Below are 24,377 nucleotides of genomic sequence, written 5' to 3' on the forward strand. Positions count from 1 at the left end.
TCACATAAACTATTTAATTTTTATTATTTGGTCATTCTTAATCGTTCAATGTGAATCGATAAATAACCAAGTTCTTCATTTGGTACTTGATAATGAAAATTTCTCATTAATAAGACTTGTACTTTTTTTGAGATTTCATAGCTTTCAGCATACTTTTTCTTTACGACTTCCAAAATTTCTTCATCTAAAACAGCATATTGATTTTGTTGGAAGCGATGAATAAACAAACGTAAATGATTCACCAAACGTGAATAACTGAGACTATTTTTATCATCATGAATATCAATAGCCAATTCCTGCTCGATTAAATGAATAATTTCAGAAACGATTGTAACTTCACGGATACTTTTACTATTATCAGTACGCCCGCTACGAGCACTATGGATATGAATTGCAATATACCCCGCTTCATCATAACTAAACGGAATCTCTAAGGTTTGTGTTAAATATTCTACAGCCCATTGAGCAATAGCAAATTCTTCACTATATAAAATCTCAATTTCACTTAAAAGCTTGTTCCGAACAATAATATTATTTTGAATATTTTCAGCTGCAAAAGCAATGTGATCACTCAACCCAATATTAATATGTTCATTCAACTTTTCACCCAATACCGTTTCAGCATGTTGGATAATTTCTTCACTCGCTAAAAAGTATTTGTCTTCGATTTGTGATAGCAATACTTGAAGTTTTTTCAGTCCTTCTGGCTCCATCACAAACATCCGCTCCACCAATTGTCGAGATAAGACATCATTTTTAGTCTTATTAAACCCGACGCCTTTACCGACAGCTACTTTCTCCTGTCCTTCGTCAAGAACAAGTACAGCATTTTGATTTAGCACCTTTTTAATTTTCATAAATGACCCTCTTCTGCAGAAGTAATTCTAACATTTTCAGTGAAAACAACAAAAAAAGCATAGAACAATCCCGTTAAACATGTTGCGTAACCATTGTACACCACATTGTATTACGAAATTCTTCCATGCCTAGTATTATCTAGTCACATGAAAACGCTATTCATTTGTTAACAGTGCTTATTCTAACGAGTATCATTATTTTTGTCAACCTTTTTCAATTATTTTTTTATTAATTGTTGACTATTAACAAAAAAGAAACTCTTATCGGAAAGAGGTCGGGACAGAAGTGTTTAACTCCGAGAACCACGTAGGTACTGTTCAACATCTATTTGCTTTGCAAATAGTGTTTCTCAGCAATAAGAAGGAATTTCCGAAAATTGTCATAAAACACAACGAGGAACGAGTTGATGTTGCATGATACCTACCCGGTGTTCTTTAATTTTTGGAGACCAAGTGGGTATTGTTCATCATCGAATCACTACGTTCTTCGTGATTCTCAACAATTTCGGCTTATTTCCGAAGGACCTTCACCAAGTAGGTACGATGATTTCATCTGTTCATGCTTCACAGTGAAACATCGCAACTCTTAGAGCTGTAGCTCTTTTGAAGGCTGTACTGTGTCGAGACGCATGTCGAGAAAACACCTTAGAAGTTGTTGCTTCTGTTCCCGCCGTTTATCAGTTTTTGAGCGTGGAGCAAAAATCCAAAGTGATTTTTGTCCCACGCTTGTTCACTAATTTATTCTTTATAGGCATACTTATATGTGCTCGTTGCACCGAAGTTATGATACTGAATACCTTTGACACCTGGTCGTACAAGCTGACTACGGGCCTCTTGGTATAAAGGAATTAAAGCGGCATCTTCTTCCACCAATACTTTTTCAGCTTTAATTAATGTTTGCCAACGAGTTTCAGGATCATTTGCGTATTTAGTTGTTGACTCTTCAATTAGTTGATCAAACGTTGGGCTAGAATAGTTCATACGGTTACCACTAACTGAGCTTTCTAAGAAAGTCATTGGATCCTGATAATCGGGTCCCCACATGCCAACAGACAATTCATAATCCCCTTTTCTCATTAATTCAATCGCATTATTTAAAGGAACTGTTTTGACATTAATAGTGAGACCTGGCAACGTTTCTTGTAACTGGCCTTGGATAAATTCAGCAACTTTTCGGTCACTATCACCATCTCTTGAAAGAAGTTCAATGGCTACATCTCCGTTTAGCTCTGCTTTTGCTTTGTCTAAATACTCTTTGGCTTTTTTGGCGTCTGTTTTGACAAGGGCGCCTGCTTCTTGACGAAAATCTTCATTCGTTTCTGGGTTATATACAAATTTTTCTGGAATGTACCCATAAATTTCTTTTGAACCATCTGCTAAAATATTATCGACTAAACTTTTTTTATCCAAAGCATAAGCTAAAGCTTTGCGGACATTCTCATTTGCAAAAATGGATGGTTTTTCGTTTCTTTTTTGGTTTAAACGTAAGGAATATACTTTTGACCGTTCGATTGCTTCATAGTCTGGGTTGTCTCGATTTTGTTTAGCAAAATCTCCTGTTAAGACAGCCACATCTAATTCACCTGATTCGTACAAATTATAAACGGTATTGGTTTCTTTAAGAACTTCAAAATGAATCGTTTCTGATTTTACTTTTTCTTTATCGTAATAGTCGGGATTACGCACAAAATCCCACGACATCGCTGACTGATCCCAATTTTTCATTAAAAATGGACCATTGGATACAATCATTTCACTAGAAGTGCCATAGGCTTGTCCTTTTTCTTTCACGAATGCTTCGTTTTGTGGGAAAAATGGAGAAAATGCCAATAACGACGTAAAATACGGTACAGGCTTTTCCAAAGTAACCTCCAAAGTATAATCATCAAGCGCTTTGACACCCAATTCCTCTGGTGCTTTTTCCTCTTTTGTAATAGCTGTTCCGTTCAGAATCGTTCCTTCTAACAAGAAAAAGTAATTGGCTTGGTTTTTGGGATTCGCTAATTTACGCCAAGCAAAAACGAAATCATTGGCTGTTACAGCATCACCATTGGACCACTTGCCATCTTCTCTTAGTTTAATGGTATATCGTTTGCCATCCTCAGAAATTTCTGGCATCTCTTTAGCAGCAGCAGGTATTAGTTGATCTTTTTCATCCAATTGATATAACCCTTCAAAGACATTGGACTGTGCGTTAATACTGGCTTCATCTTGTGTAAAAATAGAATCCATTGAACCGATTTCCGAGTTCTCCATTAAATTTAAAACTTTTTTCGAGACACTGGTTTTCTCAGTTGCTTTCTCGTCTCTTTTTGTTTCTGCTGTTGTGCCACAACCTACCAAGACCGTACTAACAAATAACATAATCCCCATCATTTTTAACTTTTTCATACTATTCCCCCTATGTGTCAATCAAACGGCAACTCTTCCATGGAAAGCCGTTCTTGCGAAACTATCAAGCATGCGTAGGGCAAGCCCTCATTTTCGTACTCAAATTCTCCCCGCTGGTTGTCAATTGGGTCTGCACGCAATTGCATTTTTGCCGGCTGAAAGTCTGCCTGGATCTCACTATTTGCGACCATTCTAAAAACATCTAAATTGCCGAAATAATGATTCCACCGCTGTCTATCCCCGTCTCGGTAAGCACCTCCGCCAAAAGATAAATCCGCAAAGAGCCAGCCGTACGGTTCTATATAAAATTGTGCCCAATCATGACAGCCTGTATAATGTGTAGAAACATATAATCCCGATTGCCATTTGGCTGGTATCCCTGCAATCCGACAAAGCGTGATAAACAAAATCGCTTGCACGCCGCAGTCACCTTTTAAATTAGTTGCAGCATACTCTGAAATATTGGAAATTGTAAAATATTCACGCATGAAAGAATAATGAATCTTTGTCGTCACAAAGTCATAAATCAAGCGTGCCTTTTTTAAGGGATTACTTTCATCGCCCACAATCTCATCTGCTAAATTTCTTAAATAAGGCGTGAATCGAATATGCGGTAACTGTTCCTCTAAATCAAAGCTTGGTTGCATTTTGTCTACGTTATTTTCTTCTAACTGTTGGTAAACCATCCGATTAACATAACAATATTCAACTGTAAACGTTTGATTTTCTTTTAAGATTGTTTCAAAACACAGTGTTCGTTGAGGCGCATCTTCTGCCGCAATATAGGTTGCTTCAGGTGACGTAGCTAGGATTTCAATTTCTGATTGTTGTTGACACGCTTTGGGCAGCGGCAAATGGACACGAACACGCTCACCTGGACGCTCAAATTCTTTTTTCACCTGAATGGTGGCTTTAATTGTTGTTCTCACTTTTCTACCACCGTTTTTTTGCATTTGTTCGATGTTCTCTTTTAGTTCTTTTTTGCGGAGAATTTCTAATTGATTGCTTTCTGCTTCCCGCAAACGTGCAACATATGCCGCATTTGTTTTAATTAAATTGGCCAAAAATCGAAGTTGGAAATACGGTTCACCGTCAATATAAACCCAGTCCACTAATCCCGTTTCTTTTAAACGAATTAATTCCTCTGTTTGATAATCCTGAAAAGTGTCTCTCATCATTTGATCAGCTTTTGCAAAGCTATGAGGATACTCATTCATACGCATCATTTTAATGACATCTTTTTCAATTATCAAACGTTCTTTTAATGCCTGCGGAAGTTCTTTTGTCAACCAAAAATCAATGGCAATATCCGCACTTGCAAAATCGCCAAATTCTTTCACCCTTTGAATTTCCTCAGGCAAAGGAACACTAAGATACTTTAAATCATACTTCATTTGCTTTACTCCTTTTTTAATGAGAAATGCCTAATCCAGCTGCTTCTCCTAATTCCAATAATGGTTTTGCTTCTAAGGATACGCCCCCAGTTACGGGCGCAGTTTCTAAACCGAATGTCGCATCTAAATCTGCTCGTGTGATATTCTTTTGAGCAGCAGCTAAATGGGCAGCAGCCGTGATGCCAATGGTTGTTTCTTCCGCCATGCAACCAATCATGCATTCGATGCCTGCTGTTTCACAAATCTGATTAATTTTCAGCGCTTCATGAATGCCGCCACACTTCATTAATTTTATATTGATAACATCGACTGTGCCTTTTTTAACTAATTCCAACGCATCTTGAGCATCAAAACAGCTTTCATCAGCCATAATTGTCGTATTAACTTGTGAAGTAACGTATTTTAGACCTTCTAAATCGCGTCTTTTAACTGGCTGTTCCACTAATTCAATTTGATAATCTGCTAATTCTTGAATCGCTTTAACTGCATCTTTGGGCGTCCAAGCCTGATTCGCATCTAAGCGGAGCTTGATATCAAAGCCAACTGCTTCACGAATCGCTTTTACTCTTGCGATATCAGCTTCAATTCCTGTTCCGACTTTAATTTTTAATGTATCAAAACCTAGTTTGACTTTTTCGACGGCTTTTTGTGCCATCACATTTGGTTCATCAATACCTAGTGTAATATCCGTTATTACTTGGTTATCATAGCCGCCTAACAATTGATAAAGAGGCAGTTGAGCTTTCTGACCCATCAAATCATAACAAGCAATATCGATTGCTGCTTTTGCCGCTAGAGCGAAAGCAGATATTTTATCCATCACTTCATGAATTTTCTCAATATTAAAGGGGTTTAAGCCAATGATTGCTTGGCCAAATAATTCGATCGTTTCAATCGTGCCAGCCAACGTTTCACCGGTAATAAAAATGCCTGGCCCTCCTTCTCCATATCCAACTAATCCCTCTTCTGTTTCAATTTCCACAATTGCACTATCCGCTGATTCTATCGTCCCCAAAGCGATCGTAAATGTTTCTTTCAGTTTAATTTTCGATGCCCTAACATGTACCTGCTTAATTTTCATAAAATCCTCCCTTTGATATTTCCAATTGACTGAAAATTCAGTTTTTTAAAAATATCCAAAAATTAAATTTAGATTGTTATCGATCATTCTAAACTCATTGTTTTCTAATGTCAACAAAATAATGAGATTTTGATTAAAATAAAATGAATTTAGATTTTTATGAGCTTTTTTAATAAATCAGTAAATTCCATGACATGTGAGATACTTCTCATTTACAAACATTCTTAAAAAAGGTATGATAGTAAAGAGGCAACTTGCAAAGGAGTAGAAGACGAATGAGTGAACAACCTCAACAACGTTCAACCGAAGAAGTTGAAGCAATTAAAGAAGATATTTTAACTGCATTAGAAACAGTGATTGACCCTGAATTAGGCATCGATATTGTTAATTTAGGACTAATTTATGAAGTTGAATTTGCAGAAGAAACTGGTGATACTGTCATCAAAATGACCTTAACCACAATGGGTTGTCCGTTAGCAGATGTTTTAACAGAACAAATCCATGGTGTTTTAAAAGATATTCCTGAAGTAAATAATATCGAAGTAAAATTAGTCTGGTACCCTGCTTGGACAACGGATAAAATGAGCCGTTACGCACGAATTGCTTTGGGTATTCGCTAGTTATTTCGAGGCTAATGATAAAAAACATATGAAAGAACCGATTGGTCCGTTCTTTCATATGTTTTTTTGTTTGTTTAATTTACTTATTTGATAAAAATTACCTAATGCCATCAATACTTGGCTTTTTCCAAATTTTTGCTACTGGATGGAAGTCTAATAAAAACTGTAGCTGCGTTCCACCGAAGCCTGACGCTCCAGCAAACATGATATGAAAAGTGAGCCCTCTATCCATAATCAGATACCCCGTATCCTGCACGCCATTTCTTTCATAAAACTGATAACGTTTTTCTCTTTGGGCTTCATTCGCTGCATTTTTGCCAATTTCTTCACTCTCTAAAAGAACCCCCTTAGGATAACGTGTCTTCAATAACGCTAACACGGTTGAGCCTAATCGTTTGTTTCGGTGGTGCTGATCAATTGCAAAGAAAAAGACATAGGTTGCTTCAGGTGCAATTTGACTATTTAACAAAATCCCCACGTTCTCATCCGCCTCTTGAATAACAAACAAATGAAATTTTCCTGCTTGAGAAGACGTCAATAATTGACCAAACGGCAGTCTCTCTTCTTCTGGAAAAGCTTCTATGTAGGTTGCTTCCCAACAGGCTTGATTTTCTTGATTTAATAATGTGAATTGCATAAAAGCTCCTTTCTAAAATGATTGCTTCGTACTAATAACTTTTGTTACTTACATAAGACCTAAAAGTTATTTAAACATGCGACTGGTTAGCCCTATACGCAATTATTTTTTGATACTAATCTAGTAGTTTAATCGTTCTCTGTTCCTGAGTCAATAAAAGAGCACACGATTCGAGACTTTCAACGTTTAGTGAAAAGTCGATTCTTATTTCATTACAACCGATTCACTATTCGCTGCCCTCTTTTTTCTATTCGTTGATTTACTTGAACTAAATATTCATTTATCTCCTCTATATTCTGAGGTAAGATAAACGAGTCTTTTTTCAAATGATTTTTCCATAGCGCTACTGGTTGATACTGTTCATTTAAAAATGGTTGCATCTCATACGTATGAACGTAGCTTTCCCATGAATGAAATGAAGCTAAAAATATCGAAAGTTGTTCTAAAGAATAATCCCAATAATCTTTAAACGATAAACTTCTTCCACTGTTAAATCCTAGTGGAAGTACTGTAATGTTTCCAATTGAATGGGTAAGTTCGGCAAAACGCTTTAATTGTGGGTCCTGATGGACTCGCTCAAATTTAGTAAAATTGTCGAGAAGAAATTCATTCCATGTATATTTTTTTGGTACAGGATTTGGTAAATAGTCAGGAAAAACTTGGTCAAAATAAGTTAAATATCGGTCCGAAATCACAGCCGATGTCCCGGAATCATAAGGCGGATACTTGCTATTTACTGCAAGCAAATTCTGTTCAGAAGATTTTTCTAAATAGCTTTCTTGATTTTCCCCAATTACTTCCGCTGGTCTAAAGAAATCGGGATAAACAAGTTGTAACATAATTTTATACGTTGTCCAAAATGAGTTCATAATATCTTTGTGCATGGTCGCCTTCCCAGTTAACTTTAAAAAAACATCCTCCACAACCTCGTACTTTTCAATATGGACATTCGATGTTCTAGCTTTTAAAATATTTTTAACCGGCTGCTGGTGGTCATACTCTTGACCCAAAAGCAACTTCTTTAAATCATCTTTCTCTGAAATTGTCTTAACTGTAATCTCCGCCACTTTGAATAACTCCCATCCTACGATTTTTTCTATATTCTTTTATATTATTATACTAAAAAAACGCTCCCTCCTGCCCTTTTTTAATCAACAAATCAGCAATTAGAAAACACCAACGAAACAGAAGTGCAACACTAGCATGCGAAAAAATGCGATCGCAACTTATTTTTTAGACACTCTGTGTGTTTCGTATAGTCAAGGCTGGTTGCGTGTATTTTTTTCAAGAAAATTGAGAACAGCTATGGTATAGTCAAAACTACGATTATTTCAAACACGGAGCGACAGTTTATGGAAATGTACCAAGTAATTAGATATTTTTTAAATGAAATGGAGAAAAAGATTTGGCATGCCTTGTTAACATTAGTACTTTTTTGTCTTTATATTTCCATTTTTGATGTTCCTTTTACAATTAAAAATACATTCATCGGCAGACTACTTTTCCCGAAAGCTTTTATGAATGCAGGAAGTGCGAATCTGATTTTTTATTTGATTAGTTTTTTTGGTTTTTTATGGTCAATTTTCATTTTTGCTTATCTATTGAATAAGACACGCCTCAAATTATTAAATAAAACCTTTCCTTATCTTTTGGAAATATTAGAAGTCTGTATTTTGCCTTTAGTGATTCTTTTTGCTTACATTTATATTTATTTGCGGGTCCATGGCGAAGGTTTCAGCTATATACGAGAATCTCTTTTACAGCAAGAGTTAACTTATTCAATGAAATGGTTCCTTTGCCTTGGTAGTTTGGCGCCGTTATTTTTCTTTTTAAGCACTTTAAATTTAGCTAAACGAGTCAGACAAAAAAAGACATGGAATCATGAAAATCCATGTCTTTTTTAGTCGGATATTGTTTTTACCGCAGGACAGTTTTCTTCCAAAAACTCAAAAATACTACTGTAATAATTTTCAGGTTCGTAGACACTTGAAGATAAATGTGGTGCTTTAGCAACAATGAGGCCTTTTTTTATCCCCTGAGTTGCCGCTAAATTTTCTTCAAACATTGTCATTGGAACAAAGCGATCACCTGTACCGTGAATAAAAAATGTCGGCAACGTATTTTTGTGTAATTGTCTCACGGAAGAAGCGGTTTTCAATTGAAAGCCATAGTTATTTAATGCTAATTGATTAGCAATCGTTAAAATAGGAAAAGCGGGTAAATGAAAAGATTCATGTAGGACGTATTTAAATTCATCATAGACAGAAGTATAGCCACAATCCACTATTAATCCGCGGACATTCGTTGGTAACTTTTCACCACTTGCCATCATGACAGTAGCCGCTCCCATGGAACCGCCCACTAAAATAATTTCTGCTTCCATATCAATGGCAAGAACTTCACTAATCCAACTTAATAAATCTAACCGATCCAGCCATCCCATCCCAATTTTATTCCCTGAACTTTTCCCGTGCGCACGCAAATCGGGAACTAAAACATTGTAGCCTTCTTCTGCAAAACGTAATGCAGTATATGCCATATCGCGTTTTCCGTTTGAACGATAACCATGCACACAAATCGCCCAACGATGGTTATCTGGATAAGGAATAAAGCACCGTGCATACAATGTTTCATCTTTAATTTTCAACCAACGATCTTCAGCAAAAGACTCTGTCCAAAAAGCTTCGCCTTCTTGTTTTTGTTGTTCTTCTATTTTTGTATATCTTGTTTCACGTTCTTGAAAATTATCAGGATTTAATAACCGATGCCCTTTTTTATGATACCAAGGGTTGTCTTTAAGCAACGCAATTTTCAAAAAATAATTGGCAATGTAAACAGAAAAAACAACGCCAATCATTGCAAAAATGATCAGTAACCCGAGGAGCCATTTCATCTGCAAATCACACCCTCTTCTAAAGTATTTCCTTCTTCATTTAATATACTATGGATTTTTCATTTCTGAAAGAAATCACCCTTACATTTTGTTATTTTTTGAAAAAAAAACAGCCGTCTCAAAAAGAGGCGGCTACTTTTAATCTATCAACAATCCAACGTTGTCATATCTTCATATGTCTCACGGCGAGCAACTAATTTTGCTTGTCCATCTTCGACAAAAACCACCGCTGGTCGAGGATTTCGGTTGTAATTACTTGCCATTGAATAACCGTAAGCCCCCGTACTACTGATGGCCAATAAATCCCCTGCTTTAACTTCTGGCAATAAAATATCTCGAAGTAAGACATCGCCTGATTCGCAATATTTACCAACTACTGTGACTTTCTTGACTGAATCATGCCCCTCACGATTCGCTAGAAATCCATCATAAACCGCTTGATACAAAGCAGGCCGTATATTATCACCCATGCCACCATCTACGGAAACAAAATGACGAACACCAGGAACCTCTTTTTGCGCGCCAACTGTATATATCGTTGTGCCCGCTTCGGCAATTAAACTGCGGCCTGGTTCAATCCAAAGCTCAGGCAGTGGATACCCTAATTGTTCACAATGACCTTTCAAGGAATAAACAATTTTTTCAACAAATGTTGCTGGTGCTAATGGCTCATCTTGCTGCGTGTACTGCACACCAAAACCACCACCCATATTTAAAACACGTGCTGTAAATTGATGGACTTGCCGCCAGTCTTCTAAAATAGTGAACATTTTTTCAACAGCAGCTAAAAAGCCTTCCACAGCAAAAATTTGCGAGCCAATATGGCAATGGACCCCTTGCACATCAAAAGAGGGATTTGATAAAAGGCGAACGAGCGCTTCTGTTGCCTGGCCACTTGCAACATCAAAACCAAATTTTGAATCTTCTTGGCCTGTCAAAATGTAATCATGTGTTTCTGCATCCACACCAGGACTCACCCGAAAAAGAACTTTTTGTGTTTGGTTTCGTGTAGTTAATAATTCTTCCAACAAGTCAATTTCGTAAAAATTATCAATGACAATTGTACCTATTTTGTTATCCAAAGCATAACGTAATTCTTCAGGGGTTTTATTATTTCCATGGAACTCAATTTCCGCTGGCTCCATGCCCCCTTTTAAAGCTGTGAATAGTTCTCCACCAGAGACAACATCACAAGCAATATCTTCTTCCTTTAACACTTGATAAATAGCTAAACAACTAAATGCTTTACTTGCATAAACCACTTTATTTTTGATACCTAATTGATTTAACGTTTGTTTAAAACCACGTGCTTGCGCGCGAATATGAGCGACATCATAGACAAATAACGGCGTCCCGAATTTTTGCGCCAACTTTACGGTGTCACAACCACCGATTTCTAAATGATTTTCCCGATTCATTTTTGCTGTACCAAATAACATGTTTTCCCGCCCCTTCATTTTGTTTTATTAAAAATCATAGCATAAAACCCAGTAGCTTCCTATAATTTTCCACATTTTTCTCTGACTTTCTCCTGTTGCTTTTTTTCGCCAAATAGCCTACAATAATTGGCATACGAATAAAAAACCTTTATTATCAAGACTTTAATCTTTTAAATTAAAATTGGTATATACGAAAAAGAAAGAAGGCAGATGACTTGGCTACACTGAACCGCGATCAACAAATTGAAGAAATTATTAATTTGGAAGCAATTTTGAATTTACCGAAAGGAACAGAACATTTTGTCAGTGATTTACATGGTGAATTTGAAGCTTTTGACCATATTTTAAGAAATGGTTCTGGGCGAATCCGAGAAAAAGTTCAATTTTTATTTAAACAAGAATTAAATGCCCATCAGATGGACGAGCTTTGTTTTATTATCTACTATCCAGAAGAAAAATTAACACTTTTAGAAAATGAAAGCGCCCTCTCTTATGAATGGTGGCTATTAACGATTCGCCGTCTGGTTGAAATCGTCCGTTCTTCTTCGATGAAGTACACACGTTCTAAAGTTCGCAAAGCCCTTCCTGAAACCTATGGGTATATTCTCGAAGAATTGATTTATCAATATGATGAAACAACAACCAAAAACGGTTACTATCAACAAATTATTGAAAAAATTATTTTACTAGGTGAAGCCAAACGTTTCGTGACAGAATTAGCTTATCTAATCCAACGTCTGATTATCGATCACCTACATGTTATTGGGGATATCTATGACCGGGGGCCAGCACCAGATAAAATTATGGACCGATTAATGTCCTATCACTCCTTGGATATTCAACTAGGCAATCATGATATGATTTGGCTGGCTGCTTATAGTGGTTCACTGGCTTGTTTAGCCAATGTAGTACGTATTTGTGCTCGCTATGGAAATTTAGATTTGTTAGAAGAACGTTATGCTATCGATTTAACCGCCTTAAAAAAATTTAGTTTAGAAACGTATAAAGAAAATCCTGCTTTTGCACCCAAGAAAAATCCCTATCGTGCGTTAACTGAAGCTGAAAAACAAATAGCGATGCGTGTGCAACAAGCCATTGCCATTATTCAAGAAAAACTAGAAGGCCAAATTATTGGTCGACGCCCTGATTTTAACTTGGCACATCGGCTACGCTTAGATAAGATTCAAGGGGAAACTATTACTTTTGACGAATGTCGTTATACATTAATTAACAGCTGTTTCCAAACCGTTTCTGAAGAGCAGCCTTACCAATTAACACGTGAGGAAAAACAGATAATTGATGATTTATTAACGCAATTTCAGTCTTCACCGCGGTTAACAAAACACATGCGCTTTCTAATGGAAAAAGCTTCTCTTTACCTTGTGTATAATCAAAATTTATTGATTCATGGCTGTCTGCCTCTGAATGCGGACGGTACTTTTCAAGCTTACACATTTAAAGGCCACTCCTATTCAGGAAAAGCTTTAGTTGACTTCTTTCAGAAAATGTTAGAAGAAGCATACGCTCAGCCTGCTAGTACAGATGACTATGCGACAGATTGTTTATGGTATCTTTGGTGTGGCGAAGGTTCCTCATTATTTGGCAAACGAGCTATGAAAACCTTTGAGCGTTATTTTCTCGCTGAAAAAGAAACACATCATGAAGAAAAGAATCCTTACTACTCTTTGCGTGATACGGTTGAAGTTTGTGAAAGAATCCTAGATGAATTTGAAGTGACTGGTGAAAATCGACATATCATTAATGGCCATACACCAGTTAAACGAACAAAAGGCGAATCGCCGATCAAAGCAAATGGCGCGCTTCTCGTAATTGACGGCGGCTTTTCAAAATCTTATCAGACAATTACTGGAATTGCTGGTTATACATTGTTGTACAACTCGTTTGGTTTACAACTGACCGCGCATAAATCTTTTTCTAGTAAAGAAACAGCCATTTTAAATAATCAAGACATTCATTCCATCAAACAAGTCATCGATCGTCCCTTACAGCGGCTATTGGTGAAAGATACCACTATCGGCAAAGAGCTATTAAAGCAATCGCAAGCACTCCAAAAACAAATGAAACAAAACCAGTAGTGCCGTTAAAAAGACGCTTGCGCTCTTATCCGAAAAATGATTAAATGGAGGAGTTGAGAAAAATATCTATTAGAGAAACGGAAAGGGTTTTACATTGAAGAAACAGCAACTCTCACTATACGGCACCATTTTCTTTCTTTGCTTTTTCCTAATTGTGGGCTTCTTCTTCTCAAGTCGTGGCGAAGATTATGCCAAAGAATCTGAACAAAAAGTTACAATTGATTCCGCCAAACATGAGAAGCATACGAAAGACAAGGAAGAAAATAATTCAGCAAATACAGTATTTTTTGATAAAATAAATGACCTGCTCGTCGCTTCTGTCAAAGAATTTGAAGGAACGGTCGGGATTAGTTATTTAGATTTAGAAACTGGCGAACAACGTTCCGTGAATGGCCAACATGAATTTTATACAGCTAGTACTATTAAAGTGCCACTGACGATGTTAGTCGCCGACACGGTTGCTTCTGGTCAAAAAAAATGGACAGACCTGATTCCCTATAACGCCGAAGAAGATTATGAAGAAGGAACTGGGATCATTGCCTATAATATCCAACCAGAATATCCATTAAAAACGTTACAAGAATATGCCATCACCTATTCTGATAATATCGCTAAAAATATGCTCTATGACACATTGGGTGGTGATGCAAAAGCAAAACGAGAAATGTATCAGCGTTATTTGCACAAGACACCTTCGATTGAAGAGCCACAATTTTCTTCTGAAGATGCGCTTGTTATTCTACAAAAATTATATACTGAAAAAGCAACAAAACCAGATTACCAAGCGATTTATGATTCTATGAAACAAAGTGTTTTCCATGAAAGAATGGAAACTCCCACAACTCAAGGAAAAGTTGCTCATAAAATTGGTTCCTATGATGAATTTATTCATGATATGGGGATTTTAGAAACACCTCACCCCTTTGCTTTAGCAATTTTTACTAAAGGACCTGATAATGCTAAGAGTGCTGCGTTTATTGCTTCAGTGACAGATAAGTTATGGCAATTACAGGTGTCTGAATATCCTAATCAATAACAGTTAAAAAAAATACCCATAGTTTATTAAGTCGTCTTAATAAACTATGGGTATTTTTCTTATTGTTTGTTATCATTATCCGTTTGTACAGACAACAACTTCGTAAAACGTTCTGCCAACATTTGGTGGGCATCAATTTTTTTGGTTCCTTGTGCTTTTGCTGCAAAACTAGCAAAGTTTAAGCCAGCCCCAAATAGTTGTAACGCACCGTTGCCTAAATCTCCCTTTTTAAGAGCTTCAAGCCCATCTTCGATAAATTGGTTACTTTCATCTAAATGACACTCAGGAAGATATTTCACGCCGTGATGATATCGTTTTACATTCAGAATGATTTGCTTCGCGGCTTCTTCTGAAATAGCCGCTCCCAAGTTTAACAGTAGCTCATTGATTGGTTCCACCAAGTGAGCATAGTCACTTTCGTACTTTTGACAATTCAGTGCAATCGCTTTGCGGCGTTCTTCATTTTTCATTTTCTCCACTCCCTTTTTTATTAAAAACGAGCACGAAAGCTACCAACTGGCTTCGCACTCGTTCTTTCTAACCATTAATTTTCTTTGTTCATGCTTTTAATTTTAATTAGACGTGTAATTTCGCCACGTTCATTTTCTTCTAATTTCATTTGAATGTAGTAAATTGTTTCTTCTAATTGTGGAATCGTCATATACTCTAAGGCGTTGACACGACGACGCGTTTTTTCAATTTCTTTTGATAATAATTGGCACGTCTTTTCAACATTTGCAAGTGCTAATAATTTCGGTAAAATGCTTGAAATTTTAGCAAAAGCTTGATCAAGCTCGCTGTTTGAATTCACGTAGCCATAATCTAAGGGTGCTTCTTGAACCGATTCATCGTAATCAAAAATCATTTTAGGAACTGGCACACTTAAGATGTTCTGTTCAATAATTTCTAATTCAACTTTTTCGGCTGGAATTGCCACTAACTCTTCAATAAAGGCTTCGTTCAACGTTGCGTTTGCCAATACAAAATTTGATAACGCATCCGTCACTTCTTGTTCAACCTGAATACGTAACTCATTGTTTTCTTTGACTAGCGCAATAAACCGTCGCATCAATTCATCTTGTTTGTCTTTCAGCAACTTATGACCTCTCGTGGCCGTAGTTAACTGTTTTTTCAATCGGGAAAGTTCCATACGGGTTGGATTAACATTTAATCGAGCCATTTTTCTACTTCCCTTCAGTTAAATATTGATCGAGCATATCCTCTTTAATTCGTTTTAGTTCTGTTCTCGGTAGCATACTTAATAGTTCCCACCCAAGATCTAACGTTTCTTCAATCGAACGGTTTGTGTCGAATCCTTGATTGACATATTCTTCTTCAAAACGTTGGGCAAAAGCTGCGTAAATTTTATCGACATCGGAAAGAGCTGATTCTCCTAAAATGACAGCTAATTCTTTGGCTTGTTTCCCTTGTGCATAGGCTGAGAACAATTGATTCATCGTTGCTGCGTGATCCCCGCGCGTTTTGCCTTCCCCAGTTCCTTTGTCTTTAAGACGGGAAAGTGATGGCAAGACATCAATTGGTGGTTGAATACCGCTCTTATATAGTTCCCGGGACAAGATAATTTGCCCTTCTGTAATATAACCAGTTAAATCGGGAATTGGATGTGTTTTATCCTCCTCTGGCATTGTTAAAATAGGAATCTGTGTTACGGAACCTTTTGAGCCACGAATTCGGCCCGCCCGTTCATACAACGTTGCTAAGTTCGTGTAAAGATAACCTGGGTAACCACGACGTCCTGGAACTTCACGGCGTGCTGCTGAAATTTCTCGCAACGCTTCGCAATAATTGGTCATATCCGTCATGATAACTAAGACATGCATGCCCTTTTCATAAGCTAAATATTCAGCGGCTGTCAAAGCCATTCTAGGTGTTGCAATCCGTTCAATGGCTGGATCATTCGCTAAGTTCATAAACAAGACTGAACGATCAATTGCGCCTGTTTGACGGAAATCTTCCATAAAATATTCCGCTTCTTCAAAGGTAATCCCAATGGCCGCAAAAACTACGGCAAATTCTTCTTCACTATTTAACACGTTGGCTTGTCTGGCAATTTGTGCTGCTAATTCTTTATGAGGTAAGCCAGAAGCTGAAAAAACAGGTAATTTTTGACCACGAACTAAGGTATTTAAATGGTCAATCGCTGAAATCCCTGTTTGGATGAACTCATCGGGATAATCACGAGCAACTGGATTGATAACTTCGCCGTTAATATCTAATTTTTTCTCAGGTAATAATTCTGGTCCATTATCTTTTAAGCGACCTAAGCCGTCAAAAACGCGCCCCATCATATCTGGCGAAACCCCTAATTCTAAAGGATGTCCCAGAAAGCGAACTTTTGAATCACGAATATTGATGTTACTCGTTCCTTCAAAAATTTGGACCATCGCTTTATCTCCATTGATTTCTAAAACTTGCCCTTGGCGAATTTCGCCATTTTGCATGCGTACTTCAATTAATTCTTCGTACTTTACGCCTGCCACTTTTTCAACAATCATCAGAGGACCAACGACTTCATTGATTGTGCGATATTCTTTAATCATTCGTCATTCCTCCTTCAGCAATGATTTCTTTTATCGTTGTTTTAATTTCTGCTTGTAAACGATCCAATTTTTCTAATTCTTCTTCTGGTAAATACTTGCTACGAGCAATGCGATCACGGATTTCAACTGTTCCCGCCATTAACTCAGAGAAATAAGTGCCTAAACTTAAGGCTTTTTGACCTTCTTTACCAAAAGTTAGAATCAATTGCAACATTTTCGCTTGTTTGGTTCGAGAAGTGAACGTATCCACGTCATCAAAAGCATTTTGTTGCAAATAGTCTTCCCGTAATGATTTGGCTGTTTCCAACGTTAAACGGTCTTTATCCGACAAGGAATCAATCCCAACCAAACGAACAATTTCTTCCAATTGAGATTCCTCTTGTAAAATCCGCATCCCTTCAGCTACCATAGCGGCCCAGTTTCCTTGCAATTCCAAGTCTAAATATTGCCCTACTTCTGTGGAGTAAAGAGAATAACTTTGCAACCAGTTAATAGAAGGAAAATGACGTTTTTGTGCTAATTGAGAATCTAAGCCCCAGAATACTTTAACAACGCGTAACGTATTTTGTGTGACAGGTTCTGATATGTCCCCACCAGATGGCGAAACCGCACTAATCGCCGTAATGCTTCCTTCACGATGATCTTTTCCTAACGCGATGACTTGTCCTGCTCGTTCATAATATTCAGCTAAGCGACTACCTAAATAGGCTGGATAGCCTTCATCACCAGGCATTTCTTCTAACCGACCACTCATTTCTCGTAACGCTTCTGCCCAACGAGAAGTAGAATCCGCCATAATTGCGACTGAGTAACCCATATCACGGAAATATTCTGCAATGGTAATCCCTGTATAAATCGAGGCTTCCCGTGCCGCTACCGGCATATTTGACGTATTCGCAATTAAAATCGTCCGATTCATCAAAGACTCACCAGTTGTTGGATCAATTAATTCTGGAAATTCATTTAAAACATCTGTCATTTCATTCCCGCGTTCCCCACAACCAACGTAAACGACTAAGTCGACATCGGCCCACTTGGCAATTTGGTGCTGAACGACTGTTTTTCCAGCGCCAAATGGTCCTGGAACTGCTGCCGCTCCGCCTTTCGTAATTGGGAAAAAGGTATCAATTACGCGTTGTCCGGTCACCATCGGTACTTTGGGACTTAGTTTTTCTAAAATGGGACGTCCCCGCCGAACGGGCCATTTTTGCATCATGCTAAAACTTTCCGTTCCTTTAGCCGTTTTCACTGAGTAAACTGTTTCATCAATGGCAAAGTCACCTGCTTTAATTTCGACAATCGTTCCTGAAACGCCGAAAGGCACCATAATTTTATGTTGAATAATCGGTGTTTCTTGAACCATACCGACGATGTCACCTGCCGACACTTCTTCACCAACTGCCACAGTCGGTTCAAACGTCCATTTTTTCTCACGATCTAATGCATCAATTTTAACGCCACGGCCTAAAAAGTTACTGTGGGTTACTTCTTGAAATGTATCCAATGGTCGTTGAATACCATCAAACATTTCGGCAATTAAACCTGGGGCTAATTCAACAGATAATGGTTCTCCTGTTGAAATAACTGGTTCTCCTGGTCCAATGCCTGTTGTTTCTTCATATACTTGAATCGAAGCGACGTCGCCTCGCATTTCAATAATCTCTCCGATAACGCCTAAATCTCCCACATGACAAATGTCTTGGATACTAGCATCTGACATGTTTTCAGCTAAAATCAAAGGACCTGAAACTTTGACAATTTTTCCAATTTGCACGCTCATTCTCCTTTGCATTATAAAATATTTTGTCCAATTGCTTTTTCAACATTTTTTTCAATCTCACTTAAACCGATTCCGATTGTACCATTATGACTTGGGATTAAAATAATCGCTGGTGTCACTTGTTCTTTGTATCGTTCAATCGTTTCTTCTGCTAAAGTAGAGGCTTCTTCCGTTATGAAAATGACCCCAAACTTATTTTTTGCCATAGTTTCAATGGCTTCTCTAACTTGCATTTCTGAAATGGCATGATGGACCTCAAAGCCAAACAGTTTAAATGGTAAGATTGAATTTTTGTCTCCAATGACACCAATTTTATACCCCATTGACTTTTCGCATCCTTTCTCGAATTTTTTCATTTGAAAACCCACTATGTTTTCCGACCAAAATTAAACGCAAATTTTTCCATTCAACTTCTTTCGCATTCAAAAAGGCTAGTAATGGGAGCGGCCCAAAAGCAACCGTCCGACCGTTTTCATACATTGAGGTCAGGTAATCATCTTTGAGTTTTTCAAAAGCCAATAAATTTAATTCATTGGTTTCTTTATTGATAATCTTTTCTAATAGTTGTCCGTAATTCGTTGTTCTGACAAATGCTGTAAATTCTACAAGTGACTTTTCCGCATAGGTCAACAGCTCTTTCTTTGAGAGACTGCCAGCGCTAGAAAGCACGGTTGATAAAAAGTTACTGTTTTGATGTTGAACAATCCCTCTAGCCATCGTTGATAGATTGGTTAAATCAATAAAAGCGATGACTTCCTTCGTTAACTCTTCATAGCCCAATTCATCCGCTAATTTTCGCTGTTGCTGTAAAAATGCTCGATCATAAAGGATATCAATTGCTTGCGGCAAACCGCCTTCTTCCAGATAGGCAAAAACATCACGAATCACTTCTAACAACGCTGGTTCAAGTTCGGAAGAGTTTTTTGTATGAATGGCACTTTTGACTGTGTTTAGAGAATAACGACCATCTTCTAAATAAAGATAATCAAAATCTTTACCTGTTCGCTCAGCTTTCGTCAAAATTTTCAAGTTATGGAAGGTAAAACGCATCGTATACAACGTTACTACAGCTGGTTCTGGAGCCATTTCATATAACCAGCGATAAAGACTTCCCAGCGCTTCAGAAGAATGGTAGTCAAATTTTTCTTCAAAAGTTTCGGTTAAATAAGGTTGATAAACCGTACTTTTTAACATATTTTTAACGTCTTCAACTGTTTCCGCTTCTAAAAGTTGTTGAAACTGTTGCTCAGAAAGCAGCTCCGTTTCTTTTAAACGAATCAGCGGATTAATTTGATGATACGTTGGTTTTCTCATGCTACGTCCTCCCTTCTTAACTGAAAAGTTTTTCTGCTACTTTAAAGCCTTCTGTTTTTTGAATCTCTTCAACTAATGCTGAAAAGAGAAAATTATAATCCAAACCGTCTTTTGCAACGATAAAGCCACTTTCTTTTGGAACAACTTCCTCTGAAAGCTCCCATTGAACAGTAGCATCAGAAAGGGCGGTCAGCCATTCTTGCGTCACCTTCGTTTGAGAATACTCGCCTAAAAGAATGGTTGCTTTTCCTGTTAATTCAAGTGAACCTAATTGTGCTTTCATGAATTGTTGAAATTCTTCCGCTGACCATTCACTCATCTTTAAGACCACTTCGTCAAATAATTGGTTAAGATATGCTTGTTTTTTATTTAATGCATCCTGACGAATTTCTAGTGTTTGCCGTTGTTGGCGTTGTTTAAATTCTTTTAATAATTGTTGTTGTCGTTTTTCTATTTCATGTTCTTGCTTCAGCAAAATTTCTTGTTGTGCTGCTTGGAATTCTTGATCGATGCGCGTTTGTTCACTGGTGACATAGGCTTCGACTTCTTGCTTTCCTTGTTGCTTAATTTCACTGATGATTTTTTCAATGGCATCCATCCATCTGCCTCCTCAATTATTTGACGTTCAATACAAGTAAGAAGGAAATTACGAACCCTAAGATGGCATAAGTTTCAACCATGGCAGCATAGATAATTCCTTTTGTTGCATGTTCTGGTTTCTTCGCTAAAATTTGGATCCCCGCAGCGGCTACACGACCTTGGGCAATCCCAGAGAACAATCCTGCAAAAGCAATTGGTAAAGCTGCTACAAAATAGTTCAATCCTTGAACCATACTCATATCGTTTCCTAAGTTAATATAAATTAAGAAAGCAATAACGAAACCGTATAGTCCTTGTGTACCTGGTAATAACTGTAAAATTAACGCTTGACCAAATTTTTCTGGCTGCTCCGTCGTTAAAGCTGCTGCTGCTTCCCCAGTAAAGCCAACCCCTTTGGCTGATCCAATCCCAGCAAAAATTGTCGCCATTGCCATTCCTAATACTGCAAAAACAATTCCACCATTATTATTAATTAAGTAATCCATCATCTCTATTTTCCTCCAATAAATAATTTTCTATTTTTTCTCAACATTGACATACTTTTCTTTTGTTTTTAGCGGATTAAACGCCCGGCCACCGCCTGTGTAAAATTTTCCAAAGAACTCAACATATTGCAAACGTGCGCCATGAACATAAGCACCTAATAACGATAAGAATATGTTTAACGCATGTAAAACAATTAACAGCAAGATGCCCACGCTAAAACGGGCAACTGGCGGCATGAACTCTACGAGCATATTAAACGCTGAAGCAATACTTCCCCCAGCAATTCCTAACGCCATCAAACGTGTATAACTAACTAAATCACCGACATAACCTGTCACACCGTATAGTCCATACAGTCCTTTGGCTAAGCCTTTTAATTTGGCCTTCGATTGAATCATTGGAATCACAATAATTGCAATGGCAGAAAGGCTAGCTAAAATCGCACCTGCTGTAAATAAGCCTTCATTTTTAACCACTAATTTACCAACGACTAACAATGCTAAACCAAACAAAATCCCTAACCAAGCGTAACTTTCGTTAATACTATCTAAATAGCGCTTTTGTTTTGATAACTGAATCCCATTGATCATTAAACCGACAACCAATTGAATAAACCCAAAAATAACCGATAAAATAAGAATCGTATTTACATCTTCGGTCGTTGATAAAATCGGAAATGGTGATTTGATTCCAAACATTGTTGGCGGTAATGCTGCACCAAAAAACGAACCGTAAATGAAGCCCCAAATAATTGTTGGAAATGATAAAATCAAGAAAAAGTCGGCAAAACGTTTCATGCCTCTCGGTAAAACAAATGCTTTCAGAGCAATAATAGACAAGAGTAGCATCAGTAAGCCATAGCCAATATCCGCTACCATCATGCCAAAAAAGACTAGATAAAACGGCATCATCGCAGGTGTCGGATCAACTTCTTCATATTTTGGTAAGCTATACATCTCTGTTAACATTTCAAACGGCTGCACCAATTTATTATTCGCTAGTTTAACTGGTATATCCGTCTCAATTTCCGCCTTCGTAGGATTTTCAAAAGTAAGAGCTATTTCGTCCTTAGGAACTTTTTCTTCAATCGCTGTCAAAATCTCGGCTTTTTCTTCGACCGGAATCCACGTTTGCAAGATGAAAAATGATGAAGCATTTAACAAATGTTGACGTGCTTGTTCTCTTTGGATAACCGCCAATAAGACTTCTTCAGCCAAACAAAACGTTTCATAAAAATCATGATAAGAAGCCAGTTGTTGCTTTAAGGCTTTTTCTTCTTTTTGTAAAATTTCATATCGTTCTTTGACTTGTTGATATGCCTCTTTAGGTGGAACATCATAACGGTATTGGAGTGGTTCAAAACTATATTGGTTTAATAACTCGGTTACACTCTGCTGATGTTCCTTCAGGTAAACGAGTGTAAAGTAACTATGATGCATACTTTGATAAATTTCTTCAAAATAAACCGTTGGCCATTGAGACAAAGCGCTCAAGAAACTGGCTTTATTGGCTAGATTTATCGAACCATGAACGACATAACTACTTTTTAACTGTTGTTTATGCGGTAAAATATCCAGATATTGCCAGCGGCCTAATAATTCTTCTTCGGCTTCTAACCCTTGACGATCCGTTTGAATTTGTTTCAAAGATTCTTGAATATTCTTTAATTCCGTCAAATAGCTTTGTAATGTTTTTTCATCAAAGGTTTGTTCCAACTCTTCTAAGGTATAGACTTTTCTTTTTATCTTTAAGCCTTTTCCTGAAGAGCGTGTCAAAAATAAAAGAAGCTCTTGCAATTGTTGTAGCATCGTTTCATATTTACGTAGCTGTTCAGTTGACTGTTCTGCTTGTAAAAAAGAATATTGACTCTTTAAGGCTTGTTCTTCTTCAGGCGAATGAAAAATCCGTTTTACTTCGACAATTTGCAAGCCTTGAATGGCTTGTAGAATTGCTGCTTCTTTTTCGGCAGCGGCAATTATTGTCATTTTTTCCATTTTACTAACTGCCATAAACGTCTTTCACCCTCTCAATAATTGAATCAATGACTTGTTCTTTGTTCGCTTCGTAACGTTCGTGAAGCGCTTGTTCAGTGCGCTTTGTTTCATCTAAAAGTTGTTCTTTTTCAAGTTGTAACATCTTTTCTTGCGTTGCTAGTGAATCCGTCAGCACTTTTTCAACAGCTTCTTCACTCTCTTGACGTAGTTCAGCTAAACGTTCTTGCTTCTGTTCTTCATATAAACGACAATTCATCTTAGCTTGTTGCCGATGCTCTTCCACCGCATCTTCCGCTGCCTTGATTTGCTCTAGTACTTCTTGTACCATTGTCTCCACCTCCTTAGTTTTTACACCTTTAGCATATAAGAAAAAGGACTAGCGAAATAGAGATACGCTCAGCCCTTTTGTTTTAGGTATGCAAAAAGGCGCAAACTCAAAAATTGTTCTTCTCACCCCTTGAAGAACTGAATCCTTGAAGCTTTCGCCCAACCATTCTTTATTCAATACTCTACCATCTTAGCAAAGTTTTTCGCAAAATTCAATACTTACCCAAATGAATTAAAATAACAAATTTTCACTTTTATAATAGGTAATAAAGAGGCATTATTTTTTTTTGCTTTATAATTATTGATCTTGAATTTTTTTCACATAGATGTGCTATACTTACGTAAACAATTAAATTTATTTGGAGGGATCTCTGATGAATATACGATATATTTCAATCTCTGGTAATACACGCTCATTTGTTCAACGTTTAACAACTTATGCTGAAGAGCAACATCAGCAAAACGAAAAAAATCCTACGATTACTTTCAAAGAAATTTCGGAAAATTCTCCGTTAGAAGTAGAAACAGAACCATTTTTTACCTTTGTGCCTACCTATTTAGATGGTGGCGATGGCATCAACAACGGCAATACCGAAATTTTAACAGAAGTCATGCGAGAATATCTTGCTTTTGAAAATAATTATCGTTATTGCTCTGGCGTGGTGGGCAGCGGCAATAAAAACTTTAACCACCAATACTGCCTGACAGCTAAACAGTATGCGGAACAATTTAACTTCCCCTTCTTAGCTGACTATGAATTAAGAGGTACCCAAGCGGATATTGAACGAATTTATGCTATTTTAAAGGAAAACCAATAAGCAAGTTTCATTACTAAAAAGCTCACCTATGATAGACTACATTTTGAGGTGAA

At 37.3% G+C, this 24,377-nt stretch carries 23 protein-coding genes and 1 other annotated feature; of the genes, 5 read left to right on the forward strand and 18 right to left on the reverse strand.

Features of this window, described 5'->3' with window-relative positions; all coding sequences use genetic code 11:
• Nucleotides 1–23: 23 nt before the first annotated feature.
• The 4 genes from IGI97_RS07775 to IGI97_RS07790 all read right to left on the reverse strand — a co-directional run bounded on the left by IGI97_RS07775 (nucleotide 24) and on the right by IGI97_RS07790 (nucleotide 5,723).
• Nucleotides 24–857, reverse strand: coding sequence for a PRD domain-containing protein (locus tag IGI97_RS07775; RefSeq protein ID WP_002357655.1), 834 nt, complete (start codon nucleotides 855–857; stop codon nucleotides 24–26).
• 738 nt (nucleotides 858–1,595) lie between these two features.
• Nucleotides 1,596–3,248 carry a peptide ABC transporter substrate-binding protein gene (locus tag IGI97_RS07780; protein WP_033595226.1) on the reverse strand — a complete coding sequence of 551 codons (1,653 nt, stop codon included), beginning with the start codon at nucleotides 3,246–3,248 and terminating at the stop codon, nucleotides 1,596–1,598.
• Between the two features lie 17 nt (nucleotides 3,249–3,265).
• Complete coding sequence (locus IGI97_RS07785; protein WP_002357657.1) at nucleotides 3,266–4,642, reverse strand: transglutaminase-like domain-containing protein; 1,377 nt, start codon at nucleotides 4,640–4,642, stop codon at nucleotides 3,266–3,268.
• Nucleotides 4,643–4,658: 16 nt separating this feature from the next.
• Complete coding sequence (locus IGI97_RS07790) at nucleotides 4,659–5,723, reverse strand: dipeptide epimerase (protein ID WP_002357659.1); 1,065 nt, start codon at nucleotides 5,721–5,723, stop codon at nucleotides 4,659–4,661.
• 275 nt (nucleotides 5,724–5,998) lie between these two features.
• Here IGI97_RS07790 and IGI97_RS07795 point away from each other — a divergent pair, with 275 nt between their 5' ends.
• Nucleotides 5,999–6,343, forward strand: coding sequence for a metal-sulfur cluster assembly factor (locus tag IGI97_RS07795; RefSeq protein ID WP_002357660.1), 345 nt, complete (start codon nucleotides 5,999–6,001; stop codon nucleotides 6,341–6,343).
• 97 nt (nucleotides 6,344–6,440) lie between these two features.
• On the opposite strand, the gene IGI97_RS07800 is transcribed toward IGI97_RS07795, so the two are convergent.
• Both IGI97_RS07800 and IGI97_RS07805 read right to left on the reverse strand, forming a co-directional pair.
• Nucleotides 6,441–6,980 carry a GNAT family N-acetyltransferase gene (locus IGI97_RS07800; protein ID WP_002357661.1) on the reverse strand — a complete coding sequence of 180 codons (540 nt, stop codon included), beginning with the start codon at nucleotides 6,978–6,980 and terminating at the stop codon, nucleotides 6,441–6,443.
• A gap of 212 nt (nucleotides 6,981–7,192) precedes the next feature.
• Nucleotides 7,193–8,047 (reverse strand): hypothetical protein, encoded by an 855-nt coding sequence (locus IGI97_RS07805; protein WP_438738355.1) that lies wholly within the window; start codon nucleotides 8,045–8,047, stop codon nucleotides 7,193–7,195.
• 285 nt (nucleotides 8,048–8,332) lie between these two features.
• Here IGI97_RS07805 and IGI97_RS07810 point away from each other — a divergent pair, with 285 nt between their 5' ends.
• Nucleotides 8,333–8,884, forward strand: coding sequence for a hypothetical protein (locus tag IGI97_RS07810; RefSeq protein ID WP_002357664.1), 552 nt, complete (start codon nucleotides 8,333–8,335; stop codon nucleotides 8,882–8,884).
• On the opposite strand, the gene IGI97_RS07815 is transcribed toward IGI97_RS07810, so the two are convergent.
• Together IGI97_RS07815 and lysA are read right to left on the reverse strand one after the other, a co-directional pair.
• Nucleotides 8,881–9,873, reverse strand: a complete 993-nt coding sequence (locus tag IGI97_RS07815) for an alpha/beta hydrolase (RefSeq protein WP_002392399.1) — start codon at nucleotides 9,871–9,873, stop codon at nucleotides 8,881–8,883. The two genes, IGI97_RS07810 and IGI97_RS07815, sit on opposite strands and share 4 nt — an antisense overlap.
• A 146-nt stretch (nucleotides 9,874–10,019) precedes the next feature.
• On the reverse strand, nucleotides 10,020–11,330 hold the full coding sequence (gene lysA, locus IGI97_RS07820; RefSeq protein WP_002357666.1) for a diaminopimelate decarboxylase: 1,311 nt from the start codon (nucleotides 11,328–11,330) through the stop codon (nucleotides 10,020–10,022).
• 197 nt (nucleotides 11,331–11,527) lie between these two features.
• On the opposite strand from lysA, the gene IGI97_RS07825 reads away from it, so the two are divergent.
• Together IGI97_RS07825 and IGI97_RS07830 are read left to right on the forward strand one after the other, a co-directional pair.
• Complete coding sequence (locus tag IGI97_RS07825; protein WP_002357667.1) at nucleotides 11,528–13,408, forward strand: fructose-bisphosphatase class III; 1,881 nt, start codon at nucleotides 11,528–11,530, stop codon at nucleotides 13,406–13,408.
• 154 nt (nucleotides 13,409–13,562) lie between these two features.
• The gene (locus tag IGI97_RS07830; protein ID WP_002374908.1) at nucleotides 13,563–14,444 is read left to right on the forward strand and encodes a serine hydrolase; all 882 of its coding nucleotides are present in this window, start codon (nucleotides 13,563–13,565) and stop codon (nucleotides 14,442–14,444) included.
• Nucleotides 14,445–14,503: 59 nt separating this feature from the next.
• Here IGI97_RS07830 and IGI97_RS07835 read toward each other — a convergent pair whose 3' ends face one another.
• From IGI97_RS07835 to IGI97_RS07880, 10 genes are all read right to left on the reverse strand, one after another.
• Complete coding sequence (locus IGI97_RS07835; RefSeq protein ID WP_033921470.1) at nucleotides 14,504–14,914, reverse strand: hypothetical protein; 411 nt, start codon at nucleotides 14,912–14,914, stop codon at nucleotides 14,504–14,506.
• Between the two features lie 74 nt (nucleotides 14,915–14,988).
• Nucleotides 14,989–15,624 (reverse strand): V-type ATP synthase subunit D, encoded by a 636-nt coding sequence (locus IGI97_RS07840; protein ID WP_002357673.1) that lies wholly within the window; start codon nucleotides 15,622–15,624, stop codon nucleotides 14,989–14,991.
• A gap of 4 nt (nucleotides 15,625–15,628) precedes the next feature.
• Nucleotides 15,629–17,005 (reverse strand): V-type ATP synthase subunit B, encoded by a 1,377-nt coding sequence (locus IGI97_RS07845; protein ID WP_002357674.1) that lies wholly within the window; start codon nucleotides 17,003–17,005, stop codon nucleotides 15,629–15,631.
• Entirely contained in the window at nucleotides 16,998–18,779 is a 1,782-nt protein-coding gene (locus tag IGI97_RS07850; RefSeq protein WP_438738797.1) for a V-type ATP synthase subunit A, read from the reverse strand. Before IGI97_RS07850 ends, IGI97_RS07845 begins: the two co-directional genes overlap by 8 nt.
• A gap of 17 nt (nucleotides 18,780–18,796) precedes the next feature.
• A complete protein-coding gene (locus IGI97_RS07855) occupies nucleotides 18,797–19,108 on the reverse strand; it encodes a V-type ATP synthase subunit F (protein WP_002357676.1) in 312 nt (103 codons plus the stop codon).
• Nucleotides 19,098–20,099, reverse strand: coding sequence for a V-type ATPase subunit (locus IGI97_RS07860; RefSeq protein WP_002363908.1), 1,002 nt, complete (start codon nucleotides 20,097–20,099; stop codon nucleotides 19,098–19,100). Before IGI97_RS07860 ends, IGI97_RS07855 begins: the two co-directional genes overlap by 11 nt.
• Nucleotides 20,100–20,115: 16 nt before the next feature.
• On the reverse strand, nucleotides 20,116–20,697 hold the full coding sequence (locus tag IGI97_RS07865; protein WP_002365627.1) for a V-type ATP synthase subunit E: 582 nt from the start codon (nucleotides 20,695–20,697) through the stop codon (nucleotides 20,116–20,118).
• Nucleotides 20,698–20,713: 16 nt separating this feature from the next.
• Complete coding sequence (locus IGI97_RS07870; RefSeq protein WP_002363905.1) at nucleotides 20,714–21,187, reverse strand: V-type ATP synthase subunit K; 474 nt, start codon at nucleotides 21,185–21,187, stop codon at nucleotides 20,714–20,716.
• Nucleotides 21,188–21,214: 27 nt separating this feature from the next.
• Nucleotides 21,215–23,194 carry a V-type ATP synthase subunit I gene (locus IGI97_RS07875; RefSeq protein WP_033595230.1) on the reverse strand — a complete coding sequence of 660 codons (1,980 nt, stop codon included), beginning with the start codon at nucleotides 23,192–23,194 and terminating at the stop codon, nucleotides 21,215–21,217.
• Nucleotides 23,184–23,507: a V-type ATPase subunit F gene (locus tag IGI97_RS07880; protein WP_002381927.1), complete on the reverse strand. Its 324-nt coding sequence runs from the start codon at nucleotides 23,505–23,507 to the stop codon at nucleotides 23,184–23,186. Before IGI97_RS07880 ends, IGI97_RS07875 begins: the two co-directional genes overlap by 11 nt.
• Before the next feature lie 116 nt (nucleotides 23,508–23,623).
• Nucleotides 23,624–23,671, reverse strand: a sequence feature (sodium ion sensor (DUF1646 type); this cis-regulatory element may regulate processes involved in with the transportation of sodium ions).
• A gap of 209 nt (nucleotides 23,672–23,880) precedes the next feature.
• Between IGI97_RS07880 and nrdI the strand changes: the two genes are divergently transcribed.
• On the forward strand, nucleotides 23,881–24,324 hold the full coding sequence (nrdI, locus tag IGI97_RS07885) for a class Ib ribonucleoside-diphosphate reductase assembly flavoprotein NrdI (RefSeq protein WP_002389303.1): 444 nt from the start codon (nucleotides 23,881–23,883) through the stop codon (nucleotides 24,322–24,324).
• Nucleotides 24,325–24,377 lie beyond the last annotated feature (53 nt).

The organism is Enterococcus sp. DIV2419, from assembly GCF_051711865.1.
Classification (GTDB): Bacteria; Bacillota; Bacilli; order Lactobacillales; family Enterococcaceae; genus Enterococcus; species Enterococcus faecalis.